This window comes from Hylemonella gracilis, from assembly GCF_004328645.1.
Classification (GTDB): Bacteria; Pseudomonadota; Gammaproteobacteria; order Burkholderiales; family Burkholderiaceae_C; genus Hylemonella; species Hylemonella gracilis_B.
This window is the reverse complement of sequence record NZ_CP031395.1, coordinates 3,263,421-3,278,200: the sequence shown is the minus strand read 5'-3', so window position 1 is coordinate 3,278,200 and position 14,780 is coordinate 3,263,421. Positions and strand designations below refer to the sequence as shown.

10 protein-coding genes are annotated in these 14,780 nt (G+C 65.4%); 2 read left to right on the top strand and 8 right to left on the bottom strand.

All coding sequences use genetic code 11. From position 1 onward, the window contains the following. Positions 1-6 precede the first annotated feature (6 nt). The 6 genes from nirD to DW355_RS15260 form a co-directional block, all read right to left on the bottom strand. Positions 7-393: a nitrite reductase small subunit NirD gene (gene nirD / locus DW355_RS15285; RefSeq protein WP_131282787.1), complete on the bottom strand. Its 387-nt coding sequence runs from the start codon at positions 391-393 to the stop codon at positions 7-9. A gap of 42 nt (positions 394-435) precedes the next feature. Beyond that, positions 436-2,931 carry a nitrite reductase large subunit NirB gene (gene nirB / locus DW355_RS15280; RefSeq protein ID WP_242671208.1) on the bottom strand — a complete coding sequence of 832 codons (2,496 nt, stop codon included), beginning with the start codon at positions 2,929-2,931 and terminating at the stop codon, positions 436-438. Positions 2,932-2,964: 33 nt separating this feature from the next. Continuing rightward, a complete protein-coding gene (locus DW355_RS15275; protein ID WP_131281333.1) occupies positions 2,965-3,807 on the bottom strand; it encodes an ABC transporter ATP-binding protein in 843 nt (280 codons plus the stop codon). A 32-nt stretch (positions 3,808-3,839) separates the two neighbouring features. Further along, positions 3,840-4,703 carry a nitrate ABC transporter permease gene (ntrB, locus tag DW355_RS15270; RefSeq protein WP_131281331.1) on the bottom strand — a complete coding sequence of 288 codons (864 nt, stop codon included), beginning with the start codon at positions 4,701-4,703 and terminating at the stop codon, positions 3,840-3,842. 31 nt (positions 4,704-4,734) lie between these two features. Then, the gene (locus DW355_RS15265; protein WP_131281329.1) at positions 4,735-6,039 is read right to left on the bottom strand and encodes a CmpA/NrtA family ABC transporter substrate-binding protein; all 1,305 of its coding nucleotides are present in this window, start codon (positions 6,037-6,039) and stop codon (positions 4,735-4,737) included. A gap of 390 nt (positions 6,040-6,429) precedes the next feature. Beyond that, positions 6,430-7,659: a nitrate regulatory protein gene (locus DW355_RS15260; RefSeq protein WP_131282783.1), complete on the bottom strand. Its 1,230-nt coding sequence runs from the start codon at positions 7,657-7,659 to the stop codon at positions 6,430-6,432. Positions 7,660-7,890: 231 nt separating this feature from the next. On the opposite strand from DW355_RS15260, the gene DW355_RS15255 reads away from it, so the two are divergent. Further along, positions 7,891-9,333: a sensor histidine kinase gene (locus DW355_RS15255; RefSeq protein ID WP_165493210.1), complete on the top strand. Its 1,443-nt coding sequence runs from the start codon at positions 7,891-7,893 to the stop codon at positions 9,331-9,333. Positions 9,334-9,384: 51 nt separating this feature from the next. Continuing rightward, positions 9,385-11,799, top strand: coding sequence for a two-component system response regulator (locus tag DW355_RS15250; protein WP_165493209.1), 2,415 nt, complete (start codon positions 9,385-9,387; stop codon positions 11,797-11,799). Positions 11,800-11,838: 39 nt separating this feature from the next. Here DW355_RS15250 and DW355_RS15245 read toward each other — a convergent pair whose 3' ends face one another. Together DW355_RS15245 and DW355_RS15240 are read right to left on the bottom strand one after the other, a co-directional pair. Then, entirely contained in the window at positions 11,839-13,470 is a 1,632-nt protein-coding gene (locus DW355_RS15245) for a methyl-accepting chemotaxis protein (RefSeq protein ID WP_131281323.1), read from the bottom strand. A gap of 14 nt (positions 13,471-13,484) precedes the next feature. Further along, positions 13,485-14,780 (bottom strand): TRAP transporter large permease, encoded by a 1,296-nt coding sequence (locus DW355_RS15240; protein WP_131281321.1) that lies wholly within the window; start codon positions 14,778-14,780, stop codon positions 13,485-13,487.

Sequence of the window (14,780 nt, the reverse complement as noted above, 5' to 3'; positions counted from 1 at the left end):
TCACCCTCAGGCGCAGGCCACCTTGCGCAGGCAGGGGCCGGCCACGGGCGGTGCGACGTCCAGCGCCAGCGTGGCAAGTTCAGTTGCATCGAGGTGGACCACGCCCTGGTCCACCATGACGGCAAAGCGTGGCGTGCTGCCTTCGTCGGGCGCGCGGGCGCAGCCACTGGCGAATTCGATGGTCCAGTTGTGCAGCGGGCAGGCCACGCTGGCGCCGAAGACGATGCCTTGCGACAGCGGGCCACCCTTGTGCGGACAGCGGTCGAGCAAGGCGTGGATGTCATCCTGCGCCGTGCGGAACAGCGCCACGGCCATGCCCTGGGGGCGTTCGACGCGGCGCGCGCCCAGTCGGGGAATGTCCTCGACCTGGCAGATGGGGGTCCATTGGTTCATGTTCATGGCGGATGGGGGGCTTGCTTGGCGGGTGGGAGTCCGTCAGGCCGTGGTTTTTTCGACCTGGATGGGGATGAACTGGCGCTGGTCCACGCGGGCCTTGTCAGCCTCGAACCAGGGGTCGGGTTCACCGTCCAGCGCGAACTGCAGGCGCTCCCACAAGGCTTTGCGCCCTTCGTGGTCGTCGAGGATCTTTTTCTTGACGTAGTCCAGTCCCACGCGGCCCACGTAGTGCACGGTGCGTTCCAGGTACCAGCCTTCTTCGCGGTAGAGCTGCAGGAAGGCGCCGCTGTACTCCAGCACTTCGGCGGCGGTCTTGACCTTGCAGAAGAACTGACCTACCTCGGTCTTGATGCCGCCATTGCCCGCGACGTAGAGCTCCCAGCCGCTGTCCACGCCGATCACGCCCACGTCCTTGATGCCAGACTCGGCGCAGTTGCGCGGGCAGCCACTGACCGCGAGCTTGACCTTGTGCGGCGCCTGCATGCGCCAGAGCGCGCGCTCCAGGTCCTTGCCCATCTGCGTGCTGTCCTGCGTGCCCATGCGGCACCATTCGCTGCCCACGCAGGTTTTGACCGTGCGCAGCGCCTTGGCGTAGGCGTGACCGCTGGGCATGCCGATGTCGCGCCAGACGTTCTGCAGGTCTTCCTTCTTCACGCCCAGCAGGTCGATGCGCTGCCCGCCCGTGACCTTGACGGTGGGAATCTTGTACTTGTCCACCGCGTCGGCGATGCGGCGCAATTCGTCGGCCGTGGTCTCGCCGCCCCACATGCGCGGCACCACGCTGTAGGTGCCGTCCTTCTGGATGTTGGCGTGGCTGCGCTCGTTGATGTAGCGGCTTTGTGGGTCGTCCACGGCCTCCTTGGGCCAGGTACTGAGCAGGTAGTAGTTGACCGCGGGGCGGCAGGTGGCGCAGCCGTTGGGTGTTTTCCAATTCAGATGCCGGTAGACCTCCGGGATGGTCAGCAGCTTGCGCCCGTCGGGCAAGGGCGTGCGGATGGCGTCGCGCACGGCCTGGTGCCCATGCTCGGTGCAGGCGCACAGGGCCTTGGTCTTGGGCGTGGCGCTGTAGTCGCCACCAGCCGTGAACATCAGGATTTGCTCCACCAGGCCGGTGCAGGAGCCGCAACTTGCGCTGGCCTTGGTGTGCTTGCGCACCTCGTCCAGGGTGAACAAGCCTTTTTCCTTGATGGCCTTGCAGATCGCGCCCTTGCTGACGCCGTTGCAGCCGCAGACTTCGTCACCATCGGCCATGGCCATGGCGCGCGACTGGCCCTGGTGGCCCGCGTCGCCGATGTTCGATTCGCCGAACATCAGCTTGTCGCGCAGGTCGGTCACGTTGCGCCCATTGCGCAGCAGCTTGAAGTACCAGCTGCCGTCCACCGTGTCGCCATAGAGGCAAGCACCGACCAGCTTGTCGTCCTTGAGCACCAGTTTCTTGTAGACGCCGCCGCCTTCGGCATGCGGATCGCTGAGCACGATTTCCTCGGTACCCGGTCCGCCGAGGAAGTCCCCGGCGGAGAACAGGTCGATGCCGGTGACCTTGAGCTTGGTCGAGGTGAGCGAACCCGTGTAACGGCCGATGCCGAACTGCGCCAAGTGGTTGGCCAGCACCTTGCCTTGTTCGAACAGCGGCGCCACCAGGCCGTAGGCGATGCCCCGGTGCGCCGCGCATTCGCCCACGGCGTAGATGCGCGGGTCGGTGGTGGTCTGCAGCGTGTCGTTGACCACGATGCCGCGGTTCACGTGCAATCCGGTCTGCTCGGCCAGCGCGGTGTTGGGGCGGATGCCCACGGCCATTACCACGAGTTCGGCGGGCAGTTCATCGCCATCCTGGAAGCGCACGCGGGCGACCCGACCCGTGGCGTCGCCCAGCAGCTCCCCGGTCTGTGCGCCGATGCGGAACTTCATGCCTCGGTCTTCCAGTGACTTCTGAAGCATGCGGCCTGCCACCTCGTCCAGCTGGCGCTCCATCAGCCAGGGTGCGACGTGCACCACGGTGACGTCCATGCCGCGCTTCATCAGCCCGTTCGCGGCTTCCAGACCCAGCAGGCCGCCGCCGATCACGACGGCGTGCCTGTATTGCGCGGCGGCGGCGATCATGGCCTCGGTGTCGGCGATGTCGCGGTAGGCCAGAACGCCTTGCAGATCCTTGCCGGGCACGGGCAGGATGAAGGGGTTGGAGCCGGTGGCGAGGATCAGCCGGTCGTAGGGCGCGCTGCGTGTTTCGCCTTGGGCATTGCGGGCGTGCACGAGGCGCTGGCGGCGATCGATTTCCGTCACCGTCCAGCCCGCGTGCAGGGTGATGCCGTTCGTCTCGTACCAGGCCCAGTCGTTGAGCACGATGTCCTCGAGCTGCTGTTCGCCCGCGAGCACAGGCGAGAGCAGGATGCGGTTGTAGTTGGGATGGGGCTCGGTGCCGAAGACGGTGATCTCATACATTTCCGGCGCGAGCTTGAGCAGCTCTTCGAGGCTGCGCACGCCGGCCATGCCATTGCCAATCATCACGAGCTTCTGTTTGCGGGCGCGCATGTCCATGGGAGTCTCCTGGGGTGGGGTGCTTGCAGCGGCTCAGGCGCGCAGGGCGGCGGTCGCCGTGTCCGAACGGGGCGTGGTGATGGGTTCCACCTTGCGCTGCTTTTCGTGCAGGAAGCTCAGGATTTCCTGCCGGCAGTGGTTGTAGGCGCTGTCGCTGGCCAGCGCGATGCGATTGCGCGGACGTGGCAGGGGCACGTCGAGGATCTGGCCGATGGTGGCGGCCGGGCCGTTGGTCATCATCACCACGCGGTCGGACAGCAGCACGGCCTCGTCCACGTCGTGGGTGATCATCAGCACGGTGTTGCCCAGTTCACCCTGGATGCGTATGACTTCGTCCTGCAGGTGGGCACGGGTCAGGGCGTCCAGCGCTCCAAAGGGTTCGTCGAGCAGCAGCACCTTGGGCTCCATGGCCAGCGCCCGCGCGATGCCAACCCGCTGTTTCATGCCGCCCGAAATCTCGGAAGGCAGGCGGTGCAGCGCATGCGTCATGTTCACCATCTCCAGGTTGTGCAGCACCCAGGCCTTGCGCTCGGCCGCCGTTTTGCTGTCGCGGAAGATCTTCTCGACCGCCAGCGCCACGTTCTGGTGCACGGTGAGCCAGGGCAGCAGCGAGTGGTTCTGGAAGACCACCGCCCGGTCCGGCCCGGGCGCGTTGACTTCGCGGCCATCGACGATCACGCCGCCTTGCGTTGCCCGCAGCAGGCCGGCGACGATGTTGAGCACGGTCGACTTGCCGCAGCCCGAATGGCCGATCAGCGAGATGAACTCGCCCCGGCGCACGTCGAGGTTGATGTTGCGCAGCACCGGGTTGCTGGCGCCGCCGCGGCTTTGAAAGGTCATGTCCACCTGGGACAGGCTGAGGTAAGCGTTGTTCATGGCGTCGTTCTCCGTGGGTGGTCGGGTCGGGTTCAGCTGGCGGAGGTGCCGCGCGTCACGATGTGGCCGATCCAGGCGACGAGTCGGTCGAGCAGGAAGCCGATCAGACCGACGTAGACGAGGGCGAGGATGATGTCGCTGATGCGCGAGGAGTTCCAGGCATCCCATATGAAGAAGCCGATGCCCACACCGCCGATCAGCATTTCGGCCGCCACGATGGCCAGCCAGGACAGGCCCACGCCGATGCGCAGCCCCGAGAAGATGAAGGGTGCGGCGGCGGGCAACATGATCTTGCCGAAGTACTCGAACCCATTGAGCCGGATCACGCGCGCGACGTTGCGGTAGTCCTCGGGGATGTTGCGGATGCCGATGGAGGTGTTGATGATGATGGGCCAGATGGCGGTGATGAAGATCACGAAGATGGCCGAGGGGTGGCCGTCGCGAAAGCCCGCCAGCGAGATCGGCAGCCAGGCCAGTGGCGGCACCGTGCGCAGCACCTGGAACAAGGGGTCCAGGCCGCGCAGCGCCCAGCTGGACTGGCCCACCAGCACGCCCAGACCCACGCCAGCCACCACCGCCAGCGCATAACCGTAAGCCACACGCTTCAAGCTGGCCAGCAGCTGCCAGGCCAGGCCCACGTCGTTGCCGCCGTTGTCGTAGAAGGGGCTGACGATCAGCTCCCAGGTGTCCTGCACCACCCGACTCGGCGGTGGCAGCGTGGCGCCGGGCCGCGCGCACAGCAGTTCCCAGATCAGCACCAGCAGGCCGATGAGGATCAAGGGCGGCAGCACGTGGACGGCCAGCGCGCGCGTCTTGGCGATCAGCCAGGCGCCAGCCCGCGACGCGGGTGTCGCTGTCGCGAGCCGGAGGGGCTCCAGGGTATCGGGGGTGCTCATGGGAATTCCTTCTGCGGGCGGCGGGACGGACTCAGGCGCTCTTGAGGTACTTGATGGACAGGCTGTCCAGGTACTTCTTGGGGTTGGCCGGGTCGAAGACCTTGCCGTCGAAGAACTTCTCCACGCCACGCGAGGTGGACGTGGGGATGTCCTTGGCCGCCAGGCCCAGTTCCTTGGCGGCTTCACGCCACAGATCTTCGCGGTTGACCCTGGCGATCAGGGCCTTGGTGTCCAGGTTGGCCGGCAGGTAGCCCCAGCGGATGTCTTCGGTCAGGAACCACAGGTCGTGGCTCTGGAAGGGGTAGCTGGCGTGGTCTTTCCAGAAGTGCATCTGGAACTTGCTGTTCATCTCCACGCGGCCGGTGCCGTAGTCGAAGTCGCCCTTGACGCGGTCGATCACATCCTCGACCGGCGCGCTGATCCAGCGGCGGCGTGCGCAGATCTCGGCCACCTCGGCGCGGTTGGCGGGGTCCTCGCACCACATCTGGGCTTCCATGACCGCCTTGATCAGGGCCTTGGTGGCGTTGGGGTTGGCGTCGACGTAATCCTTGCGCAGGCCCAGGGCCTTTTCGGGATGGTCCATCCAGAGCTCGCTGGTGGTCAGCGCCGTGTAGCCGATCTTCTGGTTGATGAGTTGACGGTTCCAGGGTTCGCAGACACAGAAGGTGTCCATGCTGCCGACCTTCATGTTGGCCACCATCTGCGGCGGCGGCACCACGATGGTGTTGATGTCCTTGTTGGGGTCGATGCCGCTGGCGGCGAGCCAGTAGCGCATCCACAGATCGTGCGTGCCGCCCGGAAAGGTGACGGCCGCGTTCACCGGCTTGCCGGTCTTGGCGCGCTTGGCTTGCATGGCCTTGCCGAAGGCTTTGGCGTCAAGGCCGACCTTGAGGTCCTGGTATTCACTGCCCACAGAAATGCCCTGGCCACCGACGTTCAGCCGCGCCACGATGGTCATGGGCGTGGGCACATTGTTCGCGGTGATGGCCCCGGTGGTCATCAGGTAGGTCATGGGCGTGAGGATGTGCGCGCCGTCAATGCCGTTGTTCTTGGAGCCCAGCACGAGGTTGTCGCGTGTCGTGCCCCAGGAGGATTGCTTGAGCACTTCCACTTCGGTCATGCCATGCTTCTTGAAGAAGCCCTTTTCATCGGCCACGAAGAGCGGCGCGGCGTCGGTCAGCGCGATGAAGCCCAGCTTGGCGGCCGTGGTTTCCAGCTTGGTGGAAGCCGCGACGCGGCTGGACCACAGGCTGCCGGCCATGGCCGCGCCGCCCACGGCGGCGGCCTGGCGCAGGAGGGCGCGGCGGGTGGAAGAGGCGGGCGGGCGGTTCTTCATGGGATGACTCCTGGTGACAAGACGTAGACAAGACAGAGCGCAAAAACAAAAACGGCGTCCATTCCGCCGCGAACATGAGCTCGCGGGAAATGGACGCCGTTGTCCAGGCCCGGGTGGGCGTTGCCTGCACCGTCGTTGGCGCGGGGCGTTCAATTCAAAGCATGATGCGTGCCAGGCTTCATGGTGGACGTGAAGTCCTGAAAAAATCGATGTGAATCAATGGCTTGCCTTGTCGTAGTGCGGTTCTACGACGTTTGTCGGGCATCGTGCGCCGCACTTTTACTGGGCGGTCCAGCCTGGGTCCGGTGCGTTCCGACCCGACCGGTGCGGGGTGCGTGAGGGGCGATGTGCTTGAAAAGCGGGCAGGGAGAGGAGCGGCGCAGCCGCGGCTCAGAGGTAGTCCGACATGCTGAGTACGGTCTGCGCCACGTCCACCAGGCGCTTGCCCTGGTTCATCGCCGTCTGGCGCAGCATGGTGTGCGCTTCGTCCTCGCTCAGCTTGCGCGAGGCCATCAGCAGGCCCTTGGCGCGCTCGATCACCTTGCGTTCATTGAGCGCGGCGCGCGTGGTCGCCAGTTCGTCGCTCATGGTTTGCAGGCGGCGGTTCTGCTCCTGCACCATGCCCAGCACCGAACGTTCCAGGTGCGGGCTCAGGGGCGGCGACAGCAGCGAGGTCGCTGGTTCGGCGTCCGAGGCCGCGGCCTGGCGCTGCAAGGCCTGCAGGCTGGCCTGCTGGTCACGCAGCTCCGCGCGCGCCTGGGCGATGCGGCGCTCACACAGGCTGCGCAGGTGAATGGCCAGCGCGTCCTCGACCTGGCGCATGGCGTCGATGCGCCGCGTGCAGTTCTCGTACCAGGGCAGGCTGGCGTTGGGGTCGAGCGCGCTGCTCAGCCGTGCGTCTACGGCAACGCGACGCAGCTTTTCCTGAGCAGCCAGGGCTTCGGCATCTTGCTGGCCCAACCAGGTGGCGCGCGCGTTGGCGTCGGAAAAATCCTGGAAGACCTGGAAGCAGGCGTCCTGTGCCTCGATCAGGTGCCGCCATTGCTGTTGGCGTTCCGGGTCAATGCGGCCGGAGGCGTAGGCCGCCGAACCGAGCGCGCGCTCCTGGCCCGCGTACTCCTTGCCCTGCATGAAGTGGAACAGGGCGACCAGCGCGCGCGAGATCTCGGGGTCGGTCGCGCTGTCCGCGGCTTCGAGCACCACGCACAGCAGGCCCGCGATCAGGCGCACGAAGGCGGCCGTGGTTTCCTCGGCCGTGAGCGCCAGGGCGGCGACGCGCGCGCGCAGCGCGGGCAGGCCGTCCAGCGCCTGCAGCACGTAGGCGATGCGGTTGAACAGGCGCGCGCCGTTGCGCGCGCGGCTGGCGTCGGTGTCGAGCGCGTCGAAACGCGCCATCACTTCGGCCTGCAGGCGCTGGCACTCTTCCACCTGGGGGGCGCGCTGCGCGCCGAAGCGTTCGCCGCGCGATGCCAGGAATAGATTGGAAATGCCGCGCTCCTTCTGCAGTGCGTGCACCAGGCGCCCGATTACCCCCACCAGTTCGCTGGTGAGAGCCAGGTGCTCCAGTTCGCTGATTTCGCACTGGCGGGCGGCAACGAGGAAATTCAAGCCGGAGTTCATTGGAAGTCGGTGTTTCATGCGTTCCGTCTAAACGCGGTGGTTGGACGGAGATCATAGGGCGTGCGTTTTTCACGTTTCCCACGTCTTGGTGATTGCCAGCGCTGATCTTCATCGCTTGCTGAAATGGCCGCGATCCCGTTCCGAGGCGTCAGCACCGAAGCACATTGGAACGGCGGAAGGGGCTGGGAAGAGCGAGGTAGATGTGCTAACTTGGTACCAATAAGAAAAGCGGTGCGAAAACCTTCGCGAGCTTTATCAGGGGGACGCATGGATTCTTTTGCCATACAGGACGATGCTTTCCTGGATGCGCTGTTCAGCAGCGATCTGGGCCTGGGCCTGGCGGTGCTCGACCGCGAACTGCGATACCGGCGCATCAACGGCGTTCTGGCCGCTTTCAATGGCGTGGAGGCGGGCGCGGCAATCGGGCGCACGGTTTCAGAGGTGCTGCCTTCGGCCTATCCTGAAATCTCACCCATGCTGGCCAAGGTTCTGGCCGGAGAGCCCCAGGAAGATTTCAGTGTGATGGCCGAGGTGCCCAGCCTGCCGGGTAAACCCTCCGAGTGGCGCGCCAGCTACCTGCCCATCCGCACGCGCGATGGTGCTGTTGTGGGTATCCTGGTAAAAGCAGTGAACGTGACGCTGCAGCAAGCCAGCCAGAGAGCATTGTCGGCGAGCGAAGCGCGCTTGCGCAGTCTTTTCGAGCAAGCCCCGGAGGGCATGACGCTTGTTGATTCGCAGGGCCAGATGCTGCTGGTCAACCGGAATATGTGCAGGCTGTTCGCCTGCGAGCCGGAACAGCTGATCGGGCAGCACGTGAACATGCTGCTGCCGCAGACACGGCGTGACACCCATCGCGTCGAGATGGGCCGCTATCTGCAGGCGCCGACGCAGCGCGTGATGGCCGAGCGCCGCAAGCTCACGGCGGTGCGACTGGACGGTAGTGAGTTTCCCGTGGAGGTGGCACTCAATCCGATTCCAGGGCGCAACCCGCCGGAGGTACTCGCGACCGTCGTGGACATCACGGACCGTCTGGCGGCGCAGGCTGCGATGGAGGCCTCGCTGCGCGAAAAGACGCTCTTGCTCAACGAGGTGCACCATCGGGTCAAGAATAATCTGCAGATCGTGGCCAGCCTGCTCAACATTCAGTCCCGCAGCGTGGAGGGCGTTGCGCGAGACGCCCTGCGCGAAAGTCGCAGCCGAGTGGGCGTGATCGCCATGACGCATCAGCTGCTCTACGAAGGCAACAATTTTTCCGGCCTTGAATTCGGTCCCTATCTGGACAAGCTCGTGCAGCTGCTGAAACAGACGTACCAACGCGATAAGACGCGGGTGGACATCGTTCTGGACTTCCCGTCCAGCGGCATGCGGGTTGAAACGCAAAAGGCAGTGCCGTGCGGACTCATCGTCAACGAACTGATCGTGAACGCCTACAAGCATGCCTTCCCTTCCCGCGAACAGGGGCAGATTCAGGTCGCGGTCATTCAGAACGGTCCGCAGGCTACGTTGCAGGTGAGTGACGACGGGGTCGGATTTCCTGCAGGCTTCGATCCAACGGCGTCGAGATCGATGGGGTTCCAGCTGATCCACATGCTGACTCAGCAGATCGACGCCCGCTTGGAGATTTTGCAAGGCCCGGGCGCCAGCCTGCGCTTCACGTTCCAGATCGAAGAATAGAAAAGGGAGCAAGGCATGGAAACGGCAGTGAATACAGAATCGCCCCAACCTGTGCGAGTGCAGATTGTCGAAGACGAACTGATCTTCGCCTACGACCTTCAGCAAAGCCTCGAGTCCTTGGGGTACAGCGTCACCGGCATTGCTTCGAGCGAGCGGCAGGCCATCGAACTGGCGCGGCGCGAACGACCTGATCTGGTGCTCATGGACATCAATCTCGGGCGGGGCGGGGACGGCACGCGCGCTGCCGAGGAAGTGACGAAAAACCTGCAGTTGCCCGTCATCTATCTGACTGCCAATGCCGGTGACGACATTCTGGAGAAGGCGATCAAGGCGGCGCCCTACGGTTACGTGATCAAACCTGTGCACATCGTCGAACTGAACGCCACCATCCGTGCGGCGCTGGCTCGGGTGAACGAGGAAAAAAAGACCCGCCGCGCCGAGCGTCGTTTCCGGCTGGCCATGGAGGCCGCGCATTTCGGCGTGATGGAATTCGATGTCGGACGCCAGCAGATCGAGGTGGACGGTTACCTGGAGTCGATATTCGAACTACCTTCGCAGGGCTTCACCGTCAGTCGGGACGGTTTTTTGCGGCACATTGAGGACGTGGAGGTGCGCGAGAAAACGACGGAACTGCTGCTGTCCGGAAAGATGATTCAGGTGTGCGTCGCCTGGCGCTGCAACGGTGGTGAACGCATCTGGCTTGAGATTCATGCCAGCTACTTCACCGAGGAAGACCGCGTGGTCGGCATCTTGCGCGATGTGAGCGAGCGCATCGAGGCCGAGGAGCATCTGCGCCAGGCCGCGGTCGTGTTCGAGACGACGGGCGACGGCATCCTGATCCTGGACCGTGAACAGCGCGTGTGCATGGCCAACAAGGCTTTTGAGCGCATCACCGGCTGGCGTGTCCAGGACGTTCTGGGTCAGCGGCCCGATGACTTTCTGCACGCTTCGCGCATCGGCGACCGGCGCCGGATCGCGGGGTCGGATGACCCTGATTCCGTCCAGGTCGAGATCACCTGCCGCCGGCGCGACAACTCCCTGTTCCCCGCCTGGGAGGGGCTGTCACCCGTGATCGACCGCGTGGGCAAGCTCACGCACTACGTGCTGACCTTCTGCGACATCTCTGCCCTGCGCAGTGTCGAGAGCCGCCTGACGCACATCGCCCTGCACGATGCCTTGACAGGTCTGGGCAATCGCCATCAGCTCGACATCTGCCTGCGCCACAACATCGCCCGCGCGGCCACCCGGACCGAGGACGGCGGTTTCGGCCTGCTCGTCATCGACCTCGACGGGTTCAAGAACATCAACGATTCACTGGGTCATGCGGTCGGCGACGAGATGCTGGTGGAGATCGCCCGCCGCTTCCGCTCCACCCTGCGTCAGAACGACGTGGCCATCCGCATGGGCGGGGACGAGTTCCTGATCCTGCTGGACAAGCTGCGCAGCATCGACGACGCAAAGGCGCTCGGTCGCAAGCTGCTGGCGTTGATCAGCGAGCCGATACGCACCAGCGTGGGCCAGACCGTCAGCGCGACGGCCAGCATCGGCATCGCCCTGTTCCCCGAGCATGCGGACAGCGCGGACGAGCTCGTCCAGGCCGCCGACACCGCCATGTACGAGGCCAAGTCGGCGGGTCGCAACCGCAGTGCGGTTTTCTCGCAAAGCCTGGCCCGACGCGCGCTGGAGCGCCTTCAACTGGAGCAGGGCCTGCGCCAGGCCATCGTCCGTGGCGAGCTGGAACTGCAGTGGCAGCCCGTGATCGACATGCGCGACGGGCGCATCACCGGTGCCGAGGCCTTGCTGCGCTGGAACCATGGCGCCTCGGGCCGCATCAGCCCCGAGCGTTTCATTCCGCTGGCCGAGGAAACCGGCCTCATCCTGCCGATCGGGGACTGGGTGCTGGAGCAGGCCTGCCGCAACGCCGCCGAATGGAAGGCGCTGGGCCTGGAAGCGGGGCGCCTGGCCATCAATGTTTCGGCCCTGCAGCTGCAGCAGGACGGGTATGCCGAAGGCGTGGGCGAGGCGCTGGCGCGCCATGGCCTGTCCCCCACGATGCTGGAGGTCGAGCTCACGGAATCCTCGCTCCAGCATGGCGAGGCCGTGCAGCGTGCCCTGCACAAACTGCGCGCACTGGGTGTGCACCTGGCGCTGGACGATTTCGGCACGGGCTTCTCGTCCCTGTCCATGCTCAAGTTCCTGCCCTTGACGCGGCTCAAGATCGATCGCAGCTTCATCCGAGACCTTGCCACCGATCCGAACGACATGGCGATCACGCGCACCATCGCGGTCATGGCGACAACGCTGGGGCTGGAGGTCACGGCCGAGGGCGTGGAGACCGAGATCCAGCGGACCATCCTGCTCGGTCTCAATGTGCACGAGGTTCAAGGCTGGCTCTACCACCCGGCCCTGCCGGCGGCGAAGTTCGCCGAGTTGTTGCAGAGCGCCGCCGATGCACAGGCGCGGTGAAACGCCTGCTCGGCGCTAGCGTGCGGCGGGCTGACTGCGTCAGTTCAGGGCGATCCGGGGAGCGGGGCGGGTCTTGTGGCCGAGGGCCTGAGGGAGGCCGATCACCTCGCCCGGCACCAGTTTGAAGCGTTGCACCACCTGGGCCAAGGCGCTGGCCTGGTCGGCCAGCAGGGCGGCGGTGGCGGTGCATTCCTCGACCAGCGCGGCGTTCTGTTGCGACATGCCGTCCAGCCGGTTCACCGCGTCGTTGACCTGGGCAATGCCTTCGTTTTGCGCCACGGCGGAAGTGCTGATCTCGCCGATCATCTGTGTCACCCGTTGCACCGAATTGACGATGTCGCCCATGGTGGAGCCGGCCTCGCGCACCAGGCGGGTGCCAGCCGTCACCTTCTCGGTGGAGGTGCCGATCAGGCCCTTGATTTCCTTGGCCGCCTCCGCGGAGCGTTGCGCCAGGTTGCGCACCTCGCCCGCCACGACGGCAAAACCGCGCCCCTGTTCTCCGGCGCGCGCCGCTTCCACGGCGGCATTCAGAGCCAGGATATTGGTTTGAAAGGCGATGGCGTCGATCATGCCCACGATGTCGGCGATGCGTTCCGAGTCGGTCGCGATGCCTTCCATGGTCGAGACCACCTGGGTCACGACGGCGCCACCACGACTCGCCACGTCGGAGGCCGACACCGCGAGCTGGCTGGCCTGCCGCGCCACGTCCGCCGCGTCGCGCACCCGCTGGGTCAGCTGGCTCATGAAGTGCGCGGTCTGCGCCAGGCTGCTGGTGGTTTCCTCGGTGCGCTGCGACAGGTCCGTGCTGCCGCGCGCGATCTCTGACGAGGCACTGCCGATGCCATCCGTGGTGGCCTTGACTTCGGAGGCCAGATCATGCAACTGACTTCGCATCGATTCCAGCGCCGTGAGCAACTGGCCGATCTCGTCGCGTCGTTCGGTGTGTTGCGGTCGGGACAAGTCGCCCTGGGCGATGCGGTCCGCCAGCGTGACCGAAGAGGCCAGGGGGCGCGTGATGGAGCGCGCGATCAGCAGCGAGGCACCGATGCCGGCCAACAGCGCGACACTCGCCACGGCAAGCAGGAGGGTCTGGATGCTGCCCGAAGTGTTCTGCAGCTCCGACGAGTAGCGCTGGCCGAGTTCGGCCTCCAGGCGCGCCAGGTTTTCGATGTCCAGGCTCCAGGCGCGTTGCAGCGCATCCCACTTCTCCATGTTGCGGCGCAGGTCGAAGCGCAGCAGGAAGGCGTTCTTCTCCGGGTCATCGCCGCCAGCCTGCTGGCGCGCGTCGAGGAAGATCTGCCGCGCGTCCTGCTCGGAGCGTGCCAGCTTGTCGAATAGCGCCTTTTCCTCCACGCTCGTCACCGTGGGCGCGAGCCGGGCCTTCACCGCGTCGTAGCGCTGGAGCGACTGGTGCAGTTGGTCCATCTGGCGCAGTTCGTTTTCGCGGGTTTCCTGCAGTGAAAGGTTGCGCATCGCGAGGAGAACATGGTTGACTGCCCGGTCCATCTGCTGGGATTGGTCAGCCTTGCTTGTGTAGACCTCGGCGATGTAGCGCAGACCATCGGTGATGCGTGCCAGTCCCCAGTAGGACGTGGTGGTGATGATGGCCAGCAACGCCAGAACGACGCCAAAGCCGAGCGTGAGGCGGTGGGAGAGGAGCAGCTTGTTCATCGTGAGGTTCGCGGTCACATCCGTCCGGGCAGCCAGGTCGCGATCGCCGGGAACATCCACAGCAGCAGCACGGCCGCGATCATCAGGAAAAACATGGGGATGGTGACGCGGGCGATCCAGCCCAAGGACTTGCCCGTCATGCCCTGCAGAACGAAGAGGTTGAAGCCGACCGGCGGGGTGATCTGCGCCATCTCGACCACCAGCACCACGAAAATGCCGAACCAGATCGGGTCAATGCCGGCTTTCTGCACCGTGGGCATGAGCACGCCCATGGTCAGCACCACCATGGAGATGCCGTCCAGGAAACAGCCCAGCAGAATGAAGAAGAGCGTGAGCGCGACCAGCAATTGGAATTCGCTCAGGCCCAGCGTGCCGATCCATTCGGCCAGGTGGCGCGGCAGCCCGATGTAGCCCATGGAGAGCGTGAGGAAGGCCGCACCCGCAAGGATCAGCGCGATCATGCAGTACAGCCGGGTCGCACCCATCAGGGCGTCACGGAAGGTGGCCCAGTTCAGCGAGCCTTGTACGGCCGAGAGAACGAGTGCGCCCACCACGCCGACGGCGGCGGCTTCGGTCGCCGTGGCGATGCCGGTGTAGATGGAGCCGAGCACGGCCGTGATCAGCAGTGCCACGGGAATCAGGCTGCGCGAGGCGGCCAACTTCTGCGCGAAGCCGAGCTGCGTGTCCGTGGGGGGCACGCGGTCCGGATGACGCCAGGCCCAGACGGCGATGTAACCCGAAAACAGCAAGGCGAGCATGACGCCCGGCAGGATGCCCGCGACGAAGAGCTTGGCGATCGAGACCTCGGCCATGACGCCGTAGACGATCATGATGATGGACGGCGGGATCAGCAGGCCCAGCGTGCCGGCGCCGGCCAGCGTGCCAATCACGATGTCATCGGGGTAACCGCGCTTCCTCAGCTCGGGCAGCGTCATCTTGCCCACGGTGGCGCAGGTGGCCGCGCTGGAACCCGAGACGGCGGCAAACAGCGTGCAGCCCGCGACATTGGTGTGCAACAGACGGCCGGGCAGGGACTGCATCCAGGGGGCGAGGCCCTTGAACATGTCCTGCGACAGCCGGGTGCGGAACAGGATCTCACCCATCCACACGAACAGCGGCAGGGCGGTCAGCGTCCAACTGGTGGCCGAGCCCCAGATGGTGACGGCCATGGCGTCGCCGGCGGGGCGCGAGGAAAAGAGCTGCATGCCGATCCAGGCCACGCCCGAGAGCGTGAGCCCGACCCACACACCACTGCCCAGGATCAGGAACAGCGAGAGCACCAGCAAGGCGGTAATGGCGAAGTCGTTCAT

Coding starts and splice junctions, on each gene's coding strand:
- nirD (WP_131282787.1), bottom strand. CDS start 393: ATGAACCAATGGACCCCCATCTGCCAGGTCGAGGACATTCCCCGACTG.
- nirB (WP_242671208.1), bottom strand. CDS start 2,931: ATGGACATGCGCGCCCGCAAACAGAAGCTCGTGATGATTGGCAATGGC.
- DW355_RS15275 (WP_131281333.1), bottom strand. CDS start 3,807: ATGAACAACGCTTACCTCAGCCTGTCCCAGGTGGACATGACCTTTCAA.
- ntrB (WP_131281331.1), bottom strand. CDS start 4,703: ATGAGCACCCCCGATACCCTGGAGCCCCTCCGGCTCGCGACAGCGACA.
- DW355_RS15265 (WP_131281329.1), bottom strand. CDS start 6,039: ATGAAGAACCGCCCGCCCGCCTCTTCCACCCGCCGCGCCCTCCTGCGC.
- DW355_RS15260 (WP_131282783.1), bottom strand. CDS start 7,659: ATGAACTCCGGCTTGAATTTCCTCGTTGCCGCCCGCCAGTGCGAAATC.
- DW355_RS15245 (WP_131281323.1), bottom strand. CDS start 13,470: ATGAACAAGCTGCTCCTCTCCCACCGCCTCACGCTCGGCTTTGGCGTC.
- DW355_RS15240 (WP_131281321.1), bottom strand. CDS start 14,780: ATGAACGACTTCGCCATTACCGCCTTGCTGGTGCTCTCGCTGTTCCTG.